This window comes from Rhodococcus pseudokoreensis (assembly GCF_017068395.1).
In the GTDB taxonomy this organism is placed as follows: Bacteria; Actinomycetota; Actinomycetes; order Mycobacteriales; family Mycobacteriaceae; genus Rhodococcus_F; species Rhodococcus_F pseudokoreensis.
On the sequence record NZ_CP070619.1, the window covers coordinates 1188477 to 1209736 of the forward strand.

17 protein-coding genes and 2 pseudogenes are annotated in these 21260 nt (G+C 68.7%); 11 read left to right on the forward strand and 8 right to left on the reverse strand.

Annotation, left to right across the window (positions count from 1 at the left end; translation table 11 throughout):
• Positions 1-7: 7 nt before the first annotated feature.
• Positions 8-781, reverse strand: coding sequence for a DNA alkylation repair protein (locus JWS13_RS10920; RefSeq protein WP_206005562.1), 774 nt, complete (start codon positions 779-781; stop codon positions 8-10).
• Between the two features lie 116 nt (positions 782-897).
• Here JWS13_RS10920 and JWS13_RS10925 point away from each other — a divergent pair, with 116 nt between their 5' ends.
• Positions 898-1263 carry an SPW repeat domain-containing protein gene (locus JWS13_RS10925; protein ID WP_201453167.1) on the forward strand — a complete coding sequence of 122 codons (366 nt, stop codon included), beginning with the start codon at positions 898-900 and terminating at the stop codon, positions 1261-1263.
• A gap of 86 nt (positions 1264-1349) precedes the next feature.
• The gene (locus JWS13_RS10930; protein WP_206005563.1) at positions 1350-2003 is read left to right on the forward strand and encodes a TetR/AcrR family transcriptional regulator; all 654 of its coding nucleotides are present in this window, start codon (positions 1350-1352) and stop codon (positions 2001-2003) included.
• On the opposite strand, the gene JWS13_RS10935 is transcribed toward JWS13_RS10930, so the two are convergent.
• From JWS13_RS10935 to JWS13_RS10950, 4 genes are all read right to left on the reverse strand, one after another.
• The gene (locus JWS13_RS10935; RefSeq protein WP_206005564.1) at positions 1991-2764 is read right to left on the reverse strand and encodes a glutamate racemase; all 774 of its coding nucleotides are present in this window, start codon (positions 2762-2764) and stop codon (positions 1991-1993) included. The two genes, JWS13_RS10930 and JWS13_RS10935, sit on opposite strands and share 13 nt — an antisense overlap.
• 32 nt (positions 2765-2796) lie before the next feature.
• Entirely contained in the window at positions 2797-3978 is a 1182-nt protein-coding gene (locus JWS13_RS10940; RefSeq protein ID WP_241032152.1) for an NAD(P)/FAD-dependent oxidoreductase, read from the reverse strand.
• A 70-nt stretch (positions 3979-4048) separates the two neighbouring features.
• Positions 4049-6580 carry an ABC transporter permease gene (locus JWS13_RS10945; RefSeq protein WP_206005565.1) on the reverse strand — a complete coding sequence of 844 codons (2532 nt, stop codon included), beginning with the start codon at positions 6578-6580 and terminating at the stop codon, positions 4049-4051.
• 4 nt (positions 6581-6584) lie between these two features.
• A complete protein-coding gene (locus tag JWS13_RS10950; RefSeq protein WP_206005566.1) occupies positions 6585-7358 on the reverse strand; it encodes an ABC transporter ATP-binding protein in 774 nt (257 codons plus the stop codon).
• 143 nt (positions 7359-7501) lie between these two features.
• Between JWS13_RS10950 and JWS13_RS10955 the strand changes: the two are divergent.
• The 5 genes and pseudogenes from JWS13_RS10955 to JWS13_RS10975 all read left to right on the forward strand — a co-directional run bounded on the left by JWS13_RS10955 (position 7502) and on the right by JWS13_RS10975 (position 13108).
• Positions 7502-8420 (forward strand): annotated as a pseudogene (locus JWS13_RS10955) (DUF3159 domain-containing protein).
• A gap of 72 nt (positions 8421-8492) precedes the next feature.
• Positions 8493-10055 (forward strand): long-chain-fatty-acid--CoA ligase, encoded by a 1563-nt coding sequence (locus tag JWS13_RS10960; protein ID WP_206005567.1) that lies wholly within the window; start codon positions 8493-8495, stop codon positions 10053-10055.
• Positions 10052-10480: a YchJ family protein gene (locus JWS13_RS10965; protein ID WP_206005568.1), complete on the forward strand. Its 429-nt coding sequence runs from the start codon at positions 10052-10054 to the stop codon at positions 10478-10480. The genes JWS13_RS10960 and JWS13_RS10965 overlap by 4 nt, the downstream gene beginning before the upstream one ends.
• Before the next feature lie 24 nt (positions 10481-10504).
• Positions 10505-11107, forward strand: coding sequence for an AMIN-like domain-containing (lipo)protein (locus JWS13_RS10970; RefSeq protein WP_206005569.1), 603 nt, complete (start codon positions 10505-10507; stop codon positions 11105-11107).
• 102 nt (positions 11108-11209) lie between these two features.
• Positions 11210-13108 carry an ABC transporter ATP-binding protein gene (locus JWS13_RS10975; RefSeq protein WP_206005570.1) on the forward strand — a complete coding sequence of 633 codons (1899 nt, stop codon included), beginning with the start codon at positions 11210-11212 and terminating at the stop codon, positions 13106-13108.
• Here the strand turns inward: JWS13_RS10975 and JWS13_RS10980 are convergent.
• Both JWS13_RS10980 and treS read right to left on the reverse strand, forming a co-directional pair.
• The gene (locus tag JWS13_RS10980; protein WP_206005571.1) at positions 13089-14492 is read right to left on the reverse strand and encodes a maltokinase N-terminal cap-like domain-containing protein; all 1404 of its coding nucleotides are present in this window, start codon (positions 14490-14492) and stop codon (positions 13089-13091) included. The genes JWS13_RS10975 and JWS13_RS10980 overlap by 20 nt on opposite strands.
• Positions 14489-16346, reverse strand: a pseudogene (gene treS / locus JWS13_RS10985) (maltose alpha-D-glucosyltransferase). The gene JWS13_RS10980 and the pseudogene treS overlap by 4 nt, the downstream one beginning before the upstream one ends.
• Before the next feature lie 185 nt (positions 16347-16531).
• On the opposite strand from treS, the gene JWS13_RS10990 reads away from it, so the two are divergent.
• Positions 16532-17083, forward strand: coding sequence for a DinB family protein (locus JWS13_RS10990; RefSeq protein WP_206005572.1), 552 nt, complete (start codon positions 16532-16534; stop codon positions 17081-17083).
• A gap of 87 nt (positions 17084-17170) precedes the next feature.
• Entirely contained in the window at positions 17171-17800 is a 630-nt protein-coding gene (locus tag JWS13_RS10995; protein WP_124392265.1) for a hypothetical protein, read from the forward strand.
• Positions 17801-17834: 34 nt separating this feature from the next.
• Here the strand turns inward: JWS13_RS10995 and JWS13_RS11000 are convergent, their stop codons facing one another.
• Positions 17835-19601: a DEAD/DEAH box helicase gene (locus JWS13_RS11000; protein WP_124392264.1), complete on the reverse strand. Its 1767-nt coding sequence runs from the start codon at positions 19599-19601 to the stop codon at positions 17835-17837.
• Positions 19602-19710: 109 nt separating this feature from the next.
• Between JWS13_RS11000 and JWS13_RS11005 the strand changes: the two genes are divergently transcribed.
• Together JWS13_RS11005 and JWS13_RS11010 are read left to right on the forward strand one after the other, a co-directional pair.
• On the forward strand, positions 19711-20508 hold the full coding sequence (locus JWS13_RS11005) for a carbon-nitrogen hydrolase family protein (RefSeq protein WP_206005573.1): 798 nt from the start codon (positions 19711-19713) through the stop codon (positions 20506-20508).
• 59 nt (positions 20509-20567) lie between these two features.
• Positions 20568-21197: a phosphoribosyltransferase gene (locus JWS13_RS11010; RefSeq protein WP_206005574.1), complete on the forward strand. Its 630-nt coding sequence runs from the start codon at positions 20568-20570 to the stop codon at positions 21195-21197.
• Positions 21198-21260 lie beyond the last annotated feature (63 nt).

Sequence of the window (21260 nt, forward strand, 5' to 3'; positions counted from 1 at the left end):
AATCCGGTCAGCGCATCGCGCGGTAGCCCGCACGCTCCTCGGCGGTGAGGTGCTCGCACGCGTACGTCAGGGCCGTGCGGCCCATCGCCGCGGCGTTCCGGTCGAGGAAACCGGTCAGCAGGGCGCGGTCGACCCGCTTGCCGACCTCCCGCAGCATCCAACCCGTCGCCTTCTGGGTGAGGTCGCGGCGATCACCGAGGACGGACTCCGCGACCTCGAGCGTCGTGGACGCGTCACCCCGGCGAATGAAGCCGAACGTGGTGAGCAGCGCGACGCGCCGCCGCCAGAGGTCGTCGTCCGCGGCCAACTCGTACACCAGGTCCCGCGGCCGGTCGAACAGCCACCCGCCCAGGATCCGCTCGGCGGACGCGTCCACCAGATCCCAGTTGTCGACCCGGCCCCGCATCACCAGGTCGAGGTAGAACGACGCGATCTTCTCGCCGAGGGCGTCGTCGCCCGACTTCGCCGACCTGTCGAACTGCGCGACGAGCACCAGCAGCCCCGCCAGTCGGTGCTCGTGCACCGGGCTGTCGAGCAGTACCTCCACCTCCGGCAGGTCCAGATCGGCGTGCGCCCGGACCACGCTGCGCGTCCGGGGAACCCGCACGCCGATGAAGACGTCGCCCTCCCCGTACTCCCCCGGTCCGGTCTTGAAGAACCGTGCCAGAGCGACGGCGTCGGCCTCGTCCGACACCTCGTCGAGAGCGCGCTTCACGTCGTCTGCGGTGGAAGTCACGAAGGCACTGTCCCACACGTCACCGACAGCGCGAGCGAAGATCACGAAACATGCTCCGACCTGCGGTTCGCGTTATCCGAATGCAACGGGTGAAGTATTGATCGGGCGGTCAATCAGGCGTGTACTCGAGGTGGACACAATCCATTTCGAGGAGGCCGGACATGAGATCGTGGAGTCGTATGCAAGATGTGGTGGCGATCGTGATCGGAGTCTTCGCGGCACTCTCGCCGTTATGGCTCGACACCAACAACGCCGCGATGTGGTCACTCATCGTCCTCGGTGTACTCGTGGCCCTCTCCGGTCTCGTCCATATGGCCCGCCCGGAGATGACTGCGGCCGAGTACGCGATGGCCGTCTTCGGAGTGCTGCTGTTCATCGCCCCGTGGGTGATGAACTTCGACGCATTCACGGGCGCGTCGTGGACCGCATGGGTCGTCGGTGTCCTGGCAGTCGTCGTGGCTGTCACGGGGTTGCCGATGATGAGTTCCCGGATGCACGGACACGGAGGGCTGGCAACACATCACTGATCTGTGAACCACAGCACCGAGAACATCGATTCGGGCGGGGCGCAGGCTTACGGCCTGCGCCCCGCCGTTCACGTCGGGAAAGGCCCATGCCAGTACCCCATCTCGGAAAGCCCGGTGGCCCCCAACCGCGGAAAGGCAGGCGACGGCGCAGCGCGAAGATCGACGGCGACGCCCGGGAGTTGATTCTCGACGCCGCCGAATCCCTCATCGCCGTACACGGATTCGATGCCACGTCCACCGCATCGATCGCCTCTGCCGCACACGTCCCGAAAGGACTGGTGTTCTACTACTTCCCCTCCAAGACCGACATCCTCCTGGCACTGCTGTCCGAGCGACTGCCGACCGAACCCTTCGGCGATGTGAGCCCCCTGGTGACTCCGGGCGACCCCGCCGCCAGCCTCGTCAACCTCGACGCCGCACTGAATCTGCGCGATCACCACTCGTCGGTGATGCGGGTGATCATCTGGCGCGAGGCCGAGACCCACCCGGACGTCCGCGCCCACCTGAGACGGTTCCGCGACTACCTCAGCGACATCACCGAGCGACTGCTGCAGGCCAGTTCGCCGTACCCCGTGCAACCCGGGACGCTCCGGGCGTGCGCGACGGCGTGGGTGGCCGCGATGTTCTCCGTCGCGGGCAACGACCGCCTGCACGACCTCGACGACCTGCCGCGACAACACGGCGAGGAACTCGGCAACGTCGCACGGGTGGTGGCGGCCGGGATGGTTCAGCTCGGCTGAGATCTTCCCGCGGCCAGTAGCTGACCGGCGGGGAACGCCTCCGCGCTCGCGGGCAGCCGTCCGGGCCTGCCGCTGAGGAACACCTCGACGGTGCCCTCCCCCGTGCTCGGCCGGTTCAGCGAGTCGATGCGGCGCAGGGTCTGCGCCGCCACCGCCTCGGCGCTGTCGAACAACCGCACCCCGGCAGGCAGCTGCGCCGCGATCTCGTCGGCCATCAACGGATAGTGGGTGCAGCCCAGCACCACCCCGCCGACGTCGCCGGGCGTCCGCTCCACGGCGGACGCGATGGCAGCGATCGCAGCCTCCCGCTCACCCCGGTCGATGGCCTCCGCGAGACCGTGGCACGCGACCCCCACCACCGAACTGCCGTTCCCGAACTTCTCGATCAGATCGGCTTGATACCGGCTCGCCGTCGTCGCCGCGGTCGCCCAGACGGCCACCGACTCGAACGCGGCGGCGGCCGGCTTGATCGCCGGAACCGTCCCGACGACCGGAACCTGCGGCCCGACGAACTCCCGGACGTGGTCGAGCGCGGCGACGCTCGCCGTGTTGCACGGCAGCACGATCACCTCGGCGCCGCGGTCGACGCTGCGCTGCGCGGTCGCGAGAACGCGGTCGATCACCCACTGCTCCGGCTTGGGACCCCACGGGGCCCCGTCCGGATCCAGCGCGAGGATCAGATCCAGTTCGGGTCGCAACTTGCGCAGCCACGCCGCCGTCGGCAGCATGCCGAGACCCGAGTCGATGAGCGCAACAATCACCCGGAGAATCTATCGCGCCCCCGGCCCGGCTCCTACGCCGACGCGGCCTCGAGGACCTCGCCGATCGGAGTTCCCGCCGCGATCTTGGCCCGCATCTTCATGACACCGCCCGCCATCCCGCCGCCGACGACACCGGCCAGGATGCCGTCCCGCTCGTAGTAGGCGAGGAACTTGCGGCCGTCGTCCTTGATCACGTGCACCTCGTCGGTGGCCGCCACCGTGCCCAGGGCCTGGATCTTGATGTCGTACTGATCGCTCCAGAAATAGGGCACCTGAGCTGCGGCGTTCTCGTCACCGGTGCCGGTCAGCGCCCCGGCGAGGATCTTCGCCTGCTCCCCGGCGTTGCTCCAGTGCTCGACGCGCTTGCGGCCGCCCACCTGCAGCTGCCACGCCGCCACGTCGCCGACCGCCCACACGTGCGGGACCGCCGTGCGTCCGACGCCGTCGCACACCACACCGTTGTCCAGTTCGACGCCCGAGCCGTCCAGCCACGCGGTGACCGGGACCGAGCCGACCCCGATCGCCACGACGTCGACGTCCACCTCGCTTCCGTCACCGAGGACGGCCCCGGTGACCCGGTCGGTGCCCACCAGTGAGGTGAGCCCGACACCGGCGCGCAGGTCGACTCCCTCGTTTGTGTGCAGCCGGGCGACGAGCCCCCCGATCTTCTCGCCGAGCACGGACGCGAGCGGCGTCGGCTGCGGCTCCACCAGCACCACGTCGAGCCCGCCTGCCCGCATGCTCGCCGCCAGCTCGCAGCCGATGAATCCGGCCCCGACGATGAGCGCCCGCCTGCCCTCGGCGAGGTCCGCGCGCAACGCCAGGCTCTCGTCGATGGACCGGAGAACGTGGACGCCCGCGAGGTCCGGCAGTCCCTGGATCCGCCGCGGCACGAGACCGGTGGCGATGACGAGTTCGTCGTAGCCGAGTTCGCTGCCGTCGGCGAGTCTCAGGATGCGGGATTCGGTGTCCACCGAGGCGGCCTCGACCCCCAGCCGCAGTTCGATGTCCTTCTCGTCGAAGAACTCGCGCGGCTTGAGCGTGGTGTCGCTCTTCTCCCCGCGCATCACTTCCTTCGACAGCGGCGGGCGGTCGTAGGGAAGGTGCGGTTCACCTCCCAGAAGAATCAGGTCATCCTCGAATCCGGCACGCCGGAGTTCCTCCGCGGTGCGCAGGCCCGACAGGCCCGCCCCGACGATCACAATTTTCTGCACGCCAACACATTAGGCGCTGCGCGCCCCGTGAGTACTTGTCAACCGCGGGCGGTTGACAAGTACTCACGGGTCAGAGGTCGGCGATGGCCTCCAGCGGGCGGGTGCGGGCGGCGCGGCTCGCCGGCCACAGTGCCGCGAACACACCGACCACACCGGATCCGAGGAGCATCGCGACGACCTGCCCCCACGGCACCGTCACCTGGCCGAGCCCCTGGTCCTTCAGGGTGCTCACGAAGCCCCAGCCGAACGCGATGCCGAGCAGCACGCCGACCGCTGCACCGAACACCGCGATGAGCATCGACTCCAGGTAGATCGTGCGGCGCATCTGGGACCTCTGCATTCCGACCGCGCGGAGCATGCCGATCTCCCGCCTGCGCTCGACCACCGACAGCGCGAGCGTGTTGATGATGCCGAGGATCGCGATCACGACGGCGAGTGCGAGCAGTCCGTAGAGGATCGCGAGGAGCGTATCGATCTGCTGGCCCTGCGTTCCCTTGAACTGTTCGCGGTCCTGCACCTGCACCACGACGAACTGTTTGGTCGCGGATTCGAGGTCGGCGCGTAGCTGCGTCAGGTCCGCACCCGGCTTCGCGTCGATGAGCACCGCCAGATCTGGGATGGTCGCGGCGGGCATGACCTGCCGGTACACCTCGTCCGACACGAGCCAGTCGCCGACCAGCTGGTTGTCTTCGAAGACGCCGGTGACCTCGGCGTCCACGACCTTTCCGTCGGCGCTCGTCATGGGGACGGTGGTCCCCAGCGTCCAGCCCTTCTGCGCGGCCGTGGTCTGGGACACGACGAGGTGGTTGCCGGTGAGGTCGGCACCGCCCTCGACGAGCTTGTAGTCGAGGACGCCGTCGAGGGGTCCGTCCAGCGACGCACCCTGCTCCCGCTCGTCGTCGACCGTCACGGACACCGGGTGCAGGGCGGCCGCGCTCTGGACGTCGTCGAGGTTCCGCACGGCTCTCGCCGCGCCGCTGGGCACGCCGATCTGGTTGGGGCCGGTGAGCACGTAGTCGGCGGACACCCCCGAGTCGACGAGCTGGTTGACGCTGGCCTTCGCGGACGCGCCGAACACCCCGATCACGGACACGAGCATCAGTCCGAGTGTCAGCGCGAACGCGGTGGCGGCGGTGCGGCGGGGGTTGCGCACGGCATTGGTGCGGGCCAGGCGCCCGACCGGGCCGAACGGCTTGGCCAGTACCGCTCCGAGCGCCCCGACGATCGGCCGGGACAACGCGGGGGCGGCGAACAGCACGGCCAGGATCAGACCGAGCGCGCCGGCACCGACGACGGCGGCCGCACCGCCACCCGTTCCCCGCGAACCGATCACGAGTCCCACGACTCCGAGGACACCGAGGACCGCACCGGCGATGGTGCGCACGTGCAGTGAATCGCCGGTGGACGCGAATTCCTCGCGCATCGCCGCGACGGGCGGCACCCTGGAGGCGCGCCGGGCGGGCGCGTACGCGCTGACCGTCGTCACGAGGACGCCGACCACGAGGGCGATGAGGATCGTGCGCGGACCCACCTGCAGGGGACCCTCGGGCAGTCCGACGTCGAACGCGTTCAGCAGGGCCCGCAGTCCGTAGGCCAGGCCGACGCCGGCGGCGATCCCGATCGCGCTGCCGATGACGCCGACCACGAGGGCCTCGAAGACGACGGAACGCCCCACCTGCTTGCGGCTCGCGCCGATCGCCCGGAGCAGTGCGAGTTCGCGCAGGCGCTGCGCGACGATCATCGAGAACGTGTTGTAGATGATGAACGTGCCGACGAGCAGCGCGATCGCCCCGAACGCGAGCAGGAAGTAGTTGATGAAGCTCAGCGCCTCCGTCACCTGTGCCTTGGTCTCCTCGCGCACCTCGTCGCCGGTCTGGACCTTCGCGTCGGGGAGCGCCGCGGCGATCTCGTCGCGCAGGTCACCCTGCGACTCACCCGTCCCGGCGACGTCGATGTACTCGACGTGCTTGCCGTCGGTGAACAGTTCCCGGGCCTGCGAGTCGACGAATGTGGCGCCGATGAAGCCACCGGTCTCGTTTCCGGTGTCGTAGATGCCGGACACGGTGACGTCGATCATGCCGCGGGCGGGCACGAGGACCTTGGTGGTGTCGCCGACCGCGAGTTGTGCGCGTTCGGCGGCACTGGCGTTGACTGCGATCTGGCCGGCCTGCGCGGGCGGGGTTCCCTGCACGTACTCGTCGGGTTCACCGAGCGCCTGACCCGGCGGCAGGTACGACTCCCCGATGCTCGGCGCACCGCCCGTCTGGACGGCGGCGCCGTCGGAGTCGATGAGGACGATCTGCCCGCTGACGGCCGGGGCCACCGCGCGCACCCCGTCCAGAGCGGAGATGGTGTCGAGGTCTGCGAGGGGCACCCCGCTGGAGTTGCGCTCCTCGGGCGACACCCGGACGTCGACGCCCTGCGCGGTGTTCTCGAAGATCGAGTCGAACGTCTTCTGGAGGGTGTCGGTGAAAACGAAGGAACCGGCGACGAACGCGGTGCCGAGCACCACGGACAGCACCGTCAGTGCCAGCCGGACCTTGTGTGCCGCCAGGTTGCGCAGCGACACCTTGCGCATCGGCGCACCGGATGTGGACGCCATGCGGTCAGACCGCCGCGTCGGACGTGAGGGCGTGGGCGGGCTCGTCGAGTCGCTTCATCGTGTCGAGGACCGAATCGGCCGTCGGGTCACGCAGTTCGTCGACGATCTTGCCGTCGGCGAGGAACACCACCCGGTCGGCGTAGGCGGCCGCGCGGGGGTCGTGGGTGACGATGACGACGGTCTGGTGGAATTCGTCCACCGCCGCGCGCAGGATCGACAGCACCTCGCCGGAGGACTTCGAGTCGAGGTTGCCGGTGGGCTCGTCGCCGAAGATGATCTCCGGCTGCCCGGCGAGTGCGCGGGCACACGCGACGCGCTGCTGCTGACCTCCGGACAACTCGCCGGGGCGGTGTTCGAGACGGTCTTTCAGGCCGAGTTTGGTCAGCACGCTCTCCAGCCATGCGGCGTCCGGCTTGCGGCCCGCGATGTCCAGCGGAAGGGTGATGTTCTCCAGCGCCGTCAGCGTCGGAACCAGGTTGAACGCCTGGAACACGAAGCCGATCCGGTCGCGTCGCAGCTGCGTCATCTGCTTGTCCGTCAGCGTCGTCAACTCGGTGTCGCCGATGAGGACGGAACCCGAACTGGCCGCGTCGAGCCCGGCCAGGCAGTGCATCAGCGTCGACTTGCCGGAACCGGACGGTCCCATGATCGCGGTGAACTCACCACGGGCGAACTCCGCGGATACCGCGCTGAGCGCGTGGACCTGGGTGTCGCCGGTGCCGTACGTCTTGGACAGCTCGACAGCACGGGCAGCGACAGCGGGGGCATGCGTGCTCATGATCGCCTTTCGTCATTCTCTTGTAGCGGTCCGGCCCCGTGGTGACGGGCCGGGACGGTGCACGCGTGGCGCACTCCTCCATCTTGTCGACACCCGCGGCGGCCCGCCATCAGGGACCACCCTGATCTCGGGTCAGTGGGGACGTGATCCCGGACACGGCGACCCGGCCGGAAACGCCCACGACGGATGTGCCGAACTGGGAGAATTCCGGTATCGCCGGTGCGAAGGAGAGCCCTCATGGCCATCGAACCCCCCAAACCCCGGGCAGGATCGCGGTTCGTCGACGCGTTCCTCCAATCACCGTTCGCCGGCCTCGCGCCGTGGATCGTGATGTCGCTGCTGTCCGGCCCCGGACGGTTCGAGGAATCGGTCGCCACCGCTCTCGGGTTGTCGATCCTGTTCCTGTTCCTCAGCCACCGCCGCGGCGGAAGCCTCAAACCCATGGAAGTGTTCGACATCGTCTATTTCGGCTGCCTCGCCGTGATCGGTCTGTTCGCCTCCGACAGCCTGATCACCTGGCTGGAGAAGTGGTCGGGCGAGATGTCGAGTCTGGCGCTCGTCGCGTTCGCGTTCGGCTCGCTGTTGCTGCGCAATCCGTTCACCCTGCCGTACGCGAAAGAGACCACCCCAGAGGAGTATTGGACCTCTCCACTGTTCCTGAAGGTCAACCAGCTCATCACCCTGGTGTGGGCGCTGTCCTTCACGGTGTCGGCGGCATCCGGACTGTACGGCGACCTCGTCCTCGATCAGCCGGACAATTTCTGGACGGGCTGGATCATTCCGATCGGGGCGTTGCTGTTCGCGCTGTCGTTCACCGAGTGGTACCCGGACGTGGCGAGCGCGCAGGCGCCACGGGAACCCGGGGAACCGGAAGAGGTGGCTCCGCCGCTCGTCAAACTGTTCGACTTCCTGCCGCCGTACGTGATCGGCGTGGGGATCGCGATGCTCGTCACCGACAACGATCCCGACTGGCTGGGCATCACGCTGATCGTGGTCGGCGCCCTCGGCAGTGCGGCGTTGCGGCGCGCGGGCACGCAGAGCCGGAGCAGTTCGTCCGCATGAGGCAAAACGTCACTGATCGGAGCACCGGCTACTAGCCTGATGTGACTGACGTCACAGACGAGAGGTGGGCGCATGTCGGACGCCGAGAACGAGATCATCTTCGACCGACTCGCGCACTGGGCGCAGGTTCGACCGGACGACGTCGCCGTGCAGTTCCAGGGCGCCGACTACACGTGGTCCGGGTGGCACGACCGGATCCTGCACGTCGCGGGGGCCTTGGCGGAGGGCGGAATCGGGGCGGGCGACACGGTCGCGTTCGTCGACAAGAATCACCTGTCCTGCCTCGAGGTCACCTACGCCGCCTCCCTCCTCGGCGCGGCGGCCGCAGTGCCGAACTGGCGACTGGCCTGCGAGGAACTCGACTACGTGATCAACGACTGCAAGGCTCGAATCCTGTTCGTGGGCAACGAGTTCCTCCAGCAGGTCATGGCGTTGCGGGACCGGCTGACCGGCATCGAGCAGATCATCACCGTCGGCGGAGAGCACGACGAGTTCGAGCCGTGGCTCGCCGAGGCGTCCGTCCTGTCGTCGAGGCCGGAGGTGGCCGCGGATGCCACCGCGTTGATCCTGTACAGCTCGGGAACCACCGGCAGGCCCAAGGGCGTTCAGTTGACGCACCGCAACCTGATCGCCCACAGCGTCGCGGTGCTCGACATCCTGCCCGCCCGGCACGACGACTGTCTGCTCGTCGCCATGCCGCTGTTCCACGTCGGCGGGAGTTGCTACGCGATCATGGGTGTGCACGCCGGCGCCCGCTGCCATTTCACGAGGGAGGCCGACGCCCCGTCGCTGTTCGGTGCGCTCGCGGCCGGTGCGAACATCGCGTTCCTCGTGCCGCCGGTGATCGCCGGGGTGCTCGCCGCGGGCGAGCAGGCCGTGGCCGCGTTCGGCGCGCTGCACCGCATCACGTACGGCGCGGCCCCGATGCCGCTGCCGTTGCTGCGCAGCGCGCTCGCCGCCTGGCCGAACGCGGAATTCGTCCAGGTGTACGGAATGACCGAGTGCGCGGGTGTGGTCACCGCACTCCTGCCGGACGTGCATCGCGACGAGTCGCAGGAGGCGAGGATGGCGTCGGCGGGACGGCCCATTCCCGGTGTGGAGATGCGCATCGTGGACCCGGCCACCGCCGAGGACGTCGCCACCGGTGAGACCGGGGAGTTGTGGTGGCGGTCGGACCAGCGCACGCCCGGCTATCTCGGCAAGCCCGAGGCGACGGCGGAGGCGATCACCGCGGACGGGTGGTTGCGCAGCGGCGACATGGGCCGCGCGGACGCCGACGGTTTCGTGTTCATCGAGGACCGGCTGAAGGACATGATCATCACCGGCGGCGAGAACGTGTACTCCCCCGAGATCGAGCGGGTCCTCGTCGAACACCCGGCGGTGGCGGAGGTGGCGGTGATCGGCGTGCCCGACGACCACTGGGGTGAGACGGTCAAGGCCGTCGTGGTGCCGGTGACCGGAATCAGCATCGAACCGGACGAACTGATCCACTACACCCGTCAGCGCCTGGCGAAGTTCAAGTGCCCGACGACGGTCGACGTCGTCGACCTGCTGCCGCGCAACCCCACCGGCAAGATCCTGAAGCGGGAACTGCGCGCACCGTACTGGAAGGACCGCACCCACAAGCTGGTGTGACCGCCGTCCATACTGGGACCGTGACCGTTCGATGCCCCTGCCTGCTCGGTGAACCGTACGACGAGTGCTGCGGGAGGTATCACCGCGGCGAGGCGAAGGCGCCCACGGCCGAACGCCTGATGCGATCCCGGTTCAGCGCGTTCGCCGTGCTGGACGCCGATTACCTCCTCGCGACGTGGCATCCGAGCACGCGGCCCGCGGATCTGGACCTCGACCCGGAGCAGCGCTGGACCCGTCTCGACATCCTGGGCACGACCGGCGGCGGTCTGCTCGACACCACCGGCACCGTCGAGTTCCGTGCCCACTACGTACTGGACGGACACCGCGAATCGCTGCACGAGAACAGCCGATTCGTCCGCGAGGACGGCAACTGGCTGTACCTGGACGCGATCGCGACGCCACGCCCGGGGCTCCCGCGACTCTGATCGGCCCCGGCTTACGATCGGATCATGATCAACCACCGGATCGGTCCCTTCGCCGCGTTCGCCGCCTGCGCGCTGGCCCTGACGCTCACCGGATGCTCGGAGTCGAACTCCGCCAGCAGCGTGGCGGCCACGTCACCTGCTGCCGCGGCCACCACCAGCAGTGCACTCGAATCCGAGTCGGCACCGATCCCGACCGACGCGTCGCCGAAGTCGTCGGCGGCGTCCGAGTCCGCGAAACTCACCGTCACCGACGTCCGCGTCGGCGGGCACGAGGGATTCGACCGCGTGGTGTACGAACTCGGCGGCAAGGGCACCCCGGGATGGCGGGTCGAATACGTGGACCAGGCCGTGCAGGACGGCAGCGGCAAGACGATCCCGGTGTCGGGCAACGGCATCCTGCAGGTGCAGATCGACGGCTCGGCGTACCCGTTCGACAGCGACGTGGAGGGCTACGCGGGCCCCAATCCGGTGCCCGGTGTTCCCGGCGGAACGGTGACGGAGGTCAACGGTGCGCTCGTGTTCGAGGGCGTCACGCAGTCGTTCATCGGCGTGACCGCGCCCGGCCGTCCGTTCACGGTGTCCACGCTGTCCGATCCGACGCGGGTGGTCGTCGACATCGCGAAGTGACGCTTCCCGTGCCCGCGACTTGACCTCGAGTAAAGTTGAGGTTTTACGGTCGTGTCATACCCCGGCTCTACCGTGGGGGGACAGCGACAGGAGGCCGCCGGCATGAGCATGGAAGTCACGGCGTGGAACGCGATGTACAACGCGATGCACGCCCAGGAAGATCGACGCCCCTTCTCCCGGACGACGTTGCGGCGGATCGCCCGTTTCGCCCGCCCGCACCGCCGCAACCTCGCGTGGTACCTCCTGCTCAGCGTCGTCACGGCCGCGCTGGCCGTGGCCACCCCGGTGCTGGCGGGCCGCGTCGTGAACGCCATCGTCGGCGGCGACGCGCTGTCCGTGATCGTGCGTCTCGCGGCGCTCATCGCGGTCATCGCCGTCCTCGAATCCGCACTCGCGCTGTGGACGCGGTGGTTGTCGGCGAGCATCGGCGAGGACCTGATCCTCGACCTGCGCACCGCCGTGTTCGACCACGTGCAGCGGATGCCGATCGCCTTCTTCACCCGCACCCGCACCGGCGCGCTGGTCAGCCGCCTCAACAACGACGTGATCGGTGCGCAGCGCGCGTTCAGCGACACCCTGTCGGGTGTGGTGTCCAACCTGGTCACGCTCGGCATCACGCTGATCGTGATGATCGGGATCTCCTGGCAGATCACGCTGTGCGCACTGTTGTTGCTGCCGATCTTCGTGCTGCCCGCCCGCACGATGGGCGCGCGGCTCGCGCAACTCAATCGTGAGGCGGCCAACCACAACTCGGTGATGAGCACGCAGATGACGGAGCGGTTCTCGGCGCCGGGCGCCACCCTCGTCAAACTGTTCGGCCGTCCCTCCGAGGAGTCCGCCGAATTCGCGGTCCGTGCGCGGCGAGTGCGGAACATCGGCGTCCGCACGGCCATGCTGCAGTCGGTGTTCGTCACCGCGCTCACCCTCGTCTCGGCACTCGCGCTGGCCCTCGTCTACGGACTGGGCGGGTTCTACGCACTGCGCGGACAACTCGACGCGGGAGCGGTCGTCGCGATGGCGATGCTGCTGACCCGCCTGTACTCGCCCCTCACCGCACTGGCCAGCGCACGGATGGACGTGATGAGCGCGCTGGTGAGCTTCGAGCGCGTCTTCGAGGTCCTCGACCTGAAGCCCCTGATCGCGGAGAAGCCCGACGCGGTCGCGGTGCCCGACGGCCCGGTGTCGGTGGAGTTCGACTGCGTGGAGTTCGCGTATCCCTCGGCCGACAAGGTGTCGCTGGCGTCACTCGAAGAGGTCGCGACCCTCGACACCCGCGGCGGCGTCGACGTGCTGCACCGACTGTCGTTCCGCGCCGAACCCGGGCAGATGATCGCCCTGGTGGGATCGTCCGGGGCCGGCAAGTCCACCATCGCCCAACTGGTTCCCCGGCTCTACGACGCGGACGCGGGCTCGGTGAAACTCGGCGGGGTCGACGTGCGGGACCTGACCGCCGACTCCGTGCGGGCCACCGTCGGAATGGTGACCCAGGACGGGCACCTCTTCCACGACACCGTGCGGGCGAATCTCCTGCTCGCCCGCCCCGGCGCCACGCCGGCGGAACTCGCGGAGGTCCTGGACCGGGCGCGACTCACCGAACTCGTCGCCGCCCTTCCCGACGGCCTCGACACGGTGGTCGGCGAACGCGGCTACCGGCTGTCCGGCGGCGAACGCCAGCGGCTGACCATCGCCCGCCTGCTGCTCGCGCATCCGCGGGTGGTCATCCTCGACGAAGCGACGGCGCACCTCGACTCCACGTCCGAGGCCGCCGTGCAGGAGGCACTGGGCGAGGCCCTCACCGGCCGCACCGCCGTGGTGATCGCGCACCGGTTGTCGACCGTGCGCGCGGCTGATCTGATCCTCGTCGTCGAGGCCGGACGCATCGTCGAACGCGGCACCCACTCCGAACTGCTCGCCGCGGGGGGCCGGTACGAAGAGCTGTACCGGACTCAGTTCGACACGGGCACCGTCTCGTCCCCGGCCCTCACCGAGGTGCTGCGGTGAGTCTGCGAATCGCGGAGAGGGGCAAGCCGATCCACTTCGGACGGTTCCTCGCCTCGTACACCGTCTCGTACACCGCCTTGTCGAGTTCGTAGGCCCGGAGCAACGCCGCCGCCTCTCGTGGATCGGTGCCCGACACCGAGGCATAGCCGTCACAGAACGCGTCGGCGTTGCGCTGCGCCCACTCCCTCGCCCGGAAGTCCCGTTGCGACGCCGCTCCCATCGCCCCCATCGGCACCGAATCGGCCAGCAGGTGGTGCGCGGCGTAGTCGAAGGACCGCAGCATTCCCGCGACGTCCCGCAACGGACTGTCCCGTTCCCGGCGCTCGTCGAGCGTCTTGGCGGGCTCGCCCTCGAAGTCGATGAGCAGCCACCGCTCCGGAGTCCGCAGCACCTGACCGAGGTGCAGGTCTCCGTGAATCCGCTGGACCGCGGTGGCGCCCAGCGCTTCCGCCTCGGCGAACTTGTCCCGCACCGCGGCGGCCACCTCCCCCAGTTCGGGGACGATCGCGGTGGCGGCGGCCAGTCTGCGGGTCATCGCCTCCACCGTCGTCGACGCCACCTGCCGCTCCTCCGCACCCAGCGCACGCGCCAGCGTCGAGTGCACCTCGGCGACGGCGGCGCCCATCCGATGGGACTCACCGGCGAAGTCCGTCCCCAACTCCGCGGCGTGGAGATCCGCCTCCATCAGAAGGTCGCGGACGCTGCCGAGCGCCATGCTCCACCCGTCCGCCGAATTGGCCTCGAAGTCCTGCACCATCGCGAGCGTGGTGAGAATCCCGGACACATCGGTCTCCATCCACGCCCGCAGCGTGGCCACGTATTCACTGCCCGCGCCGGCGAGCGCCAGATGGAGTTCCACGTCGGGATTCACCCCGGGGGTGACCAGGCGGAAGATCTTCATCAGCAGCTTCTCCCCCAGCACCACCGATGTGTTCGACTGCTCCGCGCCGAGCGTCCGCCCACGCAGTCCCGGTTCGATCACCGTGCCCGGCACCGTCTTCAACCGAACCGGCCCGGAACCCTGCGCCTCGGCCAGCAGGTCCGCGTACAGGGTGATGACCTCGGCGTCGTGCAGTCCGTCGTACGCGATCATGGCGTTGCCGTCGCCGGCCGGCAGCGCCCACGGTTCGAGATCCTCGGGCAGATGACTGCGGAACCCCAGCGGCACCTGGTACACCTGCGCCGGGCCCGCCTCGAATTCCACCGACACCAGCAGGTGCTCGGCGGAGAACCCGAAGACCGACGTCAACTCGTGGCGGAGCAGGATCCGCACCGCCGCGATCGTGTTGCCCTTGCCGGCGAACCACCGCCGGTCCGGCAACCACTGCACGAGTTGCCGCTCGAGGGTCTCGTCGGGAATGCGTCCACTGGTGGGTCCGTTCACTGCTGCACCGCCTGTTCCGCTTCACTGCTGACCGGGTGTCCGCTCACTACGCCGTCGGATTTGGGATCCGGTTGCAGCGCGAACCAGAAGAAACCGTGACCGGGGAGCGTGATCATGTACCCGTCGTCCCCGATCGTGGGAAAGGGAACGGAGCCGGTGAGCTCCACGGGGATTCGGCCGGCGAACTGCGTGAGGTCCAGGATCACCGCCTGCGGGAACCGGGACAGATTGTTGACGCACAGGATGACGTCGCTGTACGGGCGGTCCTCGCTCGGCGGGGTCTCCCGCACATACGACAGGACGGCCGGGTTCGCACTGCCGAGTTCCGTGAACGAGGCCGTCCCGAACGCCGGGTGCTGTTTGCGGACCTGGATCAGCCGGCGGGTCCAGTGCAACAACGAGTTGGTCGAATTCATCTGCGACTCGACGTTCACCGACTGATAACCGTACGTGGGGTCCATGATGACCGGCAGATACATTCGCGCCGGGTCGGCGCGAGAGAATCCGGCGTTGCGGTCGGGTGTCCACTGCATCGGCGTCCGCACCGAGTCCCGGTCGCCGAGCCAGATGTTGTCGCCCATGCCGATCTCGTCACCGTAGTAGAGGACGGGCGAACCGGGCAGGCTCAGTAGCAGTGCGGTGAACAGCTCGAGCTGGTTGCGGTCGTTCTCGAGCAGCGGCGCGAGGCGCCGCCGGATGCCGATGTTCGCCTTCATCCGCGGGTCCTGCGCGTATTCGGAATACATGTAGTCGCGCTCCTCGTCCGACACCATTTCGAGCGTCAGCTCGTCGTGGTTCCGGAGGAAGATTCCCCATTGGCACGAACTCGGAATCGGCGGGGTCTGCGCGAGGATCTCGGAGATCGGAAACCGGTTCTGCCGTCGCACCGCCATGAAGATGCGTGGCATCAGCGGGAAGTGGAACGCCATGTGGCATTCGTCCCCCACGTCCGGCTCCCCGAAGTACTCGACCACATCCGACGGCCACTGGTTGGCTTCGGCGAGCAGTGCCCGCCCCGGGTACTCGGCGTCCATGACTGCCCTGCACCGCTTGAGGAACGCGTGGGTCTCGGGCAGATTCTCGCAGTTGGTGCCCTCCCGCTCGAACAGGTAGGGCACCGCGTCCAGCCGGAAACCGTCGATTCCGAGGTCCAGCCAGAAACGCAGCACGTCGATCATCGCGTCCTGGACGTCGGGGATTGTCGTAGTTCAGGTCCGGCTGATGGGAGAAGAAGCGGTGCCAGTAGTACTGCTTGCGCACCGGATCCCACGTCCAGTTGGACGTCTCCGTGTCGACGAAGATGATCCGCGCGTCCGGGTACCGTTCGTCGCGGTCGGACCAGACGTAGAAGTCGCCGTACGGGCCGTCGGGATCGTTGCGTGACTCCTGGAACCAGGCGTGGGTGTCGGACGTGTGGTTCATGACCAGGTCGGTGATGACCCTGATCCCCCGGCGGTGCGCCTGATCGAAGAGCTGGACGAAGTCCTCGACCGTCCCGAACTCCGGCAGCACGGCACGGAAGTCGCGGATGTCGTAGCCGCCGTCGCGCAGCGGCGAGTCGTAGAACGGCGGCAGCCACAGGCAGTCGACGCCGAGCCAGGAGAGGTAGTCGAGTTTCGACGTGAGCCCCCGGAGATCGCCTGTTCCGTCGCCCGAGGAGTCGAAGAACGCGCGGACCAGCACCTCGTAGAACACCGCGGTCTTGAACCACTCGTTGTCGACCTGCAGTTCTCGGGCGTGGAAGAAGTCCTCGGACCGGGCCTCGATGATGTGGCCTTCCAGGTCGTGCTCCGGCGGGACGGCACCTTCACGGGACGGGTCGACGTGGGCGGACGACGAATCTTCCAGGGGCATAAGCACCTCGGTTTGCGACTCGATCACAGGAACTAAGGACGTTCCCCGGACACTTGTTCCGATCGTAGGGCGGGTCCGCCCGCGCCGCTGGGAACGCGACCGGCCGGACGCGACGCCCGCCGAAGATCTCGACAACTCCCCGATCGAGGACAGTAGGTGTCCGCTATCCGCGCAACACTGAATACATGAACGAGACACCCAGCACCCCGGCCCCCATCTCCGACGAGCGCGGACTCCTGCTCCTCATGCTGGACAACCAGCGCACCGCGTTCCGCAACGCGGTGTCCGGCCTGACCGAGGAGCAGGTCCGCAGCGTGCCCAGCGCCAGCGAGATGAGTCTGGCGTCCGTCCTCAAACACGTGATCGACGGCGAAGAGGCGATGACCGCCCGCATCACCGGGACCCCGCGCGGTGGCGGCGACGATCCGGTGGCCGCGTGGATGGCGGCATGGAACGTCGCCGAGGACGAGACCATCGACGTCCTCCTCGCCCGCTTCGACGCCGCCCAGCGCGCCACCGAGGCCGCGGTCGCCGCCGAAACCGACCTGGACCGCGACGTCGACCTGCCCGCCGACGTCGCGCAGTGGATGGCGTCGGGCGTCGTGTTCACGGTCCGCTACATGCTGCTCCACCAGATCGAGGAACTCGCCCGGCACGCCGGTCACGCCGACGTGATCCGGCAGTCCCTCGACGGCGCGCGGGCCGATACGCTGGCCGGCGGCGGTAGCTGGTCCTGACTGATTCCCCGCTCTCGGGTAAATTCTCCGCTCGGGCGGCGCTGCAGAGCGGCCCGGACTAGACAACGAGGAGTTCAGGTGGACGGTATGAGCGTGATGCGACGCACGATCGCGGTGGCAACGGTCGGTATCGCGGCTTTCGGCCTCGCGGGCACGGCAGCGGCAGACCCGGCCACCCCCGACGTCCCCGGACTCGCGGAACTGCGTACCCAGGCCGTGGGGCCCGAGGAGAAGGCCGCGGTCGAGGCGCTGGCCACGTCGACCGTGCTGCGTGACGTCGCGGGCGAGTACACGCCGTTCCTGTACACCGCACCGACCGTGGGCTGCGGCACTGTCGCACCGGTCACGCTGACGCTGGCGTCGGGCACCACCGGGCCGACCGCCGCCGTGAAGGCGAACGAGATCAGCTTCCAGGCGCTCTCCGCCTACCCCGGTGTCGTGAAGTCGTCGGGACTGAACGTCGCGTGGATCAACACCAGCACCGGCGCCAGCGGAATCCTGCCCCTCGACGGGCTCACGGAAGGCGGCTACCCCGCGCTGAACAAGATCGTGACGACGGGCGCGGGCACCGTCGTGGCGTCGATCTTCGGCACCGTCGGCTACACCAACGCCACGTGCTACGTGCTACCGACCGTCGGTTCGTTCTTCGTTCCCGAGGAGGGCCCGCTGCCTGCCGAGGCGGCACAGCCCGCCCCGGCTCCCGCTCCCCCGGCGTAACCGCCTCGAGACCCCGGTCAGGGCCGCGCGAGGGCTATTCGCGCGGCCTTTTCCTGTTGTCCCGGTCGCGCTGGAACTTTCCACCGGCCCGGTCGTCGCGGCCCCCACGGCCCGGACGGCCCGACGGCGGCCCCGAATCGGGCTGCAGCTGAATCAACACCCCGGAGATCCGGGTACGGCGCAGCGCCTCGAGGGTTTCGCTGGACAGGTCGGCGGGCAATTCCACCAGGCTGTGGTCCGGGCGGATGCTGATGTGCCCGAAGTCGCTGCGCCGCAGCCCGCCCTCGTTCGCGATGGCACCGACGATCGCACCCGGCACCACCCGGTGCCGCTTGCCGACCGCGATGCGGTACGTCGCGAGTTCCTGGCCTTCCGGCCCACGCGAGCGGGTCGGGGGGCCGTCGTCGAAACGGCGCGGCGGGCGGGGTTCACGGGGTTCACGTTCACGGCGGGGCGCGGGCGGCGGTTCGGGCGCCATGAGGAACGCCTCCCCGTCACGCGACTGCACCGCGAGGGCGGCGGCGATGTCGGCGAGCGGAACGTCGTGCTCCTGCTCGTAGTCCTCGATCATCTTGCGGAACAACGCCAGGTTGTCGGACGTCAGGCTCTCGGTGATCGAGTCGCCGAACTTGGACACCCGCTGCGCGTTGACGTCGTCGACGCTGGGCAGCTGCATCTCGGCGAGCGGCTGACGCGTCGCCTTCTCGATGGCCTTGAGCAGGTGCCGTTCGCGCGGCGCCACGAACAGCAGCGCCTCGCCCGCGCGCCCGGCGCGACCGGTGCGGCCGATCCGGTGGACGTACGACTCCGTGTCGTGCGGGATGTCGTAGTTGACGACGTGGGAGATGCGTTCGACGTCCAGGCCACGCGCGGCCACGTCGGTGGCCACCAGGATGTCGAGGGCACCGCTCTTGAGCTGGCCGATGGTCCGCTCACGCTGGGCCTGCACGATGTCGCCGTTGATGGCCGCAGCCGAGAAGCCGCGCGAGCGCAGCCGTTCCGCGAGGTCTTCGGTGGCCTGCTTGGTGCGCACGAAGATGATCATGGCCTCGAAGTCCTCGACCTCGAGGACACGTGTGAGGGCGTCGAGTTTGCGCTGGTGCGCCACCTGGACGTACCGCTGCGAGATGTTGGATGCCGTCGACGTCTTCGACTTCACCGTGATCTCGACCGGATCGTGCAGGTACTGCTTCGAGATCTTGCGGATGGCGCCCGGCATGGTGGCCGAGAACAGCGCGACCTGCTTGTATTCGGGGGTGTCGGAGAGGATGCGCTCGACATCCTCCTGGAACCCCATCTTCAGCATCTCGTCGGCCTCGTCCAGGACGAGGTAGGAGAGCTTGGACAGGTCGAGGGTGCCCTTCTCCAGGTGGTCGATCACCCGGCCGGGCGTGCCCACGACGACGTGCGCGCCGCGCCGCAGCCCCGACAGCTGGACGCCGTAGCTCTGACCGCCGTAGATCGGCAGCACGTGCAGGCCCGGGATGTGGGCGGAGTACTTGCCGAACGCCTCCGCGACCTGCAGGGCCAGTTCGCGGGTCGGCGCGAGGACCAACGCCTGCGGCGACTTCTGCGTCAGATCGATCTTCGAGAGGATCGGTACCGCGAACGCAGCGGTCTTGCCGGTGCCGGTCTGCGCGAGGCCGACGACGTCGTTGCCTGCAAGGAGCGGCGGAATGGTGGCGGCCTGGATCGGCGAGGGCGACTCGTAGCCCACATCGGACAGTGCCTTCAAGACCCGATCGTCGATGTCGAGGTCGGCAAAAGTGGGGGGTTCGGGGTCACGCTCGATATCACTCATTGACCAGCAGTTTAGTGCACGAGTCCACACTGCAACGCCACGCCGCGGAAATACGCGGCGACCGGGACGGGAGAGACCCGCCGCGGCGTCGTCGCCTAGCGTGGACGGCATGGTCGATGTCGCTGTCATTCAGTTCGCTCCCGGTCAGGACAAGCAGGAGAACCTGCGCACGGTCCGCACGCTCGCCGCCGAGGCCGCGGGCCGCGGCGCGAAGGTGGTGGTGGCGCCGGAATACGCGATGTTCACGGCGCCCCGAACCGACGAGCGGATCGTCGAATCGGCCGAGGCCCTGGACGGCGAGTTCGTCGGCGGACTGGCCGCGACCGCGAAGGAACTCGACGTCCATCTGGTTGCGGGCGTCAACGAGTCGCTGCCCGGCGACGATCGCATCTCCAACACCCTCGTCGCGCTCGGACCCGGCGGCGACATCGTCGCCACGTACCGCAAACTCCACCTGTACGACGCATTCGGCTACAAGGAATCGGACGTCATCCGCGCCGGGGAGATCGGCGCCCCGGAGACCTTCGCCGTCGACGGCCTCACGTTCGGCATGCAGACCTGCTACGACCTCCGGTTCCCCGAGGTCACCCGGCGGATCGTCGACGCGGGAGCCGACGTGCTGCTGCTGCCTGCGCAGTGGGTGCCCGGACCGCTCAAGGAGGATCACTGGTCGACCCTGATCCGGGCGCGCGCCATCGAGAACACCGTGTACGTGGCGGCCGCCGATCAGAGCGCGCGCACCGGGGCCGGGAACAGCATGATCGTCGACCCGATGGGTGTGACGCTCGTGTCGCTCGGCGAGCGGGTGGGCACCGCGGTCGCGACGGTCGACGCGGAGCGGATCACCGAGGTGCGGGAGAAGAACCCCGCCCTCGCCCTGCGCCGATTCACCGTCAGCGAGATCTGAGCGGCCCGATCGGGAGTAGCGTCGGAGACGAACCGTTCTTCACGATCACGGAGCGTTCGATGTTCTACACCAGTCGCGCCGACGCCGGTCGCCGACTGGCCGCCGCGCTGGACCACCTGCGCGGAACCGACCTGGTGGTGCTCGGCCTGCCGCGCGGCGGCGTCCCCGTCGCATTCGAGATCGCAGCTGCCCTGTCGGCACCCCTCGACGTCGTGCTCGTCCGCAAACTGGGTGTGCCGTGGCAGCCGGAACTCGCGATGGGCGCGATCGGCGAGGGCGAATCCCGGGTGATCAACGACGACGTTCTCCGCATCGCCCGGGTCAGCAAGGTCTCGCTCGCCATGGTGGAGGCGAAGGAGCGCCACGAACTCGAGCGGCGGGCACGGGTGCTGCGTGGCAACAAACCGCGGGCGTCGCTGAGGGGCCGCGTCGCCGTCCTCGTCGACGACGGCATGGCCACGGGCGCGACCGCGGCGGTGGCCTGCCAGTCGGTGAAGAAGCTGGGCGCGGCCCGGGTGATCGTCGCGGTCCCGGTGGCCGCGCCCGAGGCAGTCGGCAGGCTGCGCGTGACCGCCGATGAGGTGGTCTGCCCCTACACCCCAGCCGATCTCGGCGGCGTCGGCAACGCGTACGCCGATTTTCATCAACTCTCGGACAGCGAGGTCACAGACCTGCTGACGCCCCGCTGACGGTCGTTCTCGAGGAATCTTCAGCTCCAGTGCAACGTTCCCGGAGGCCCTGTCGATACACCG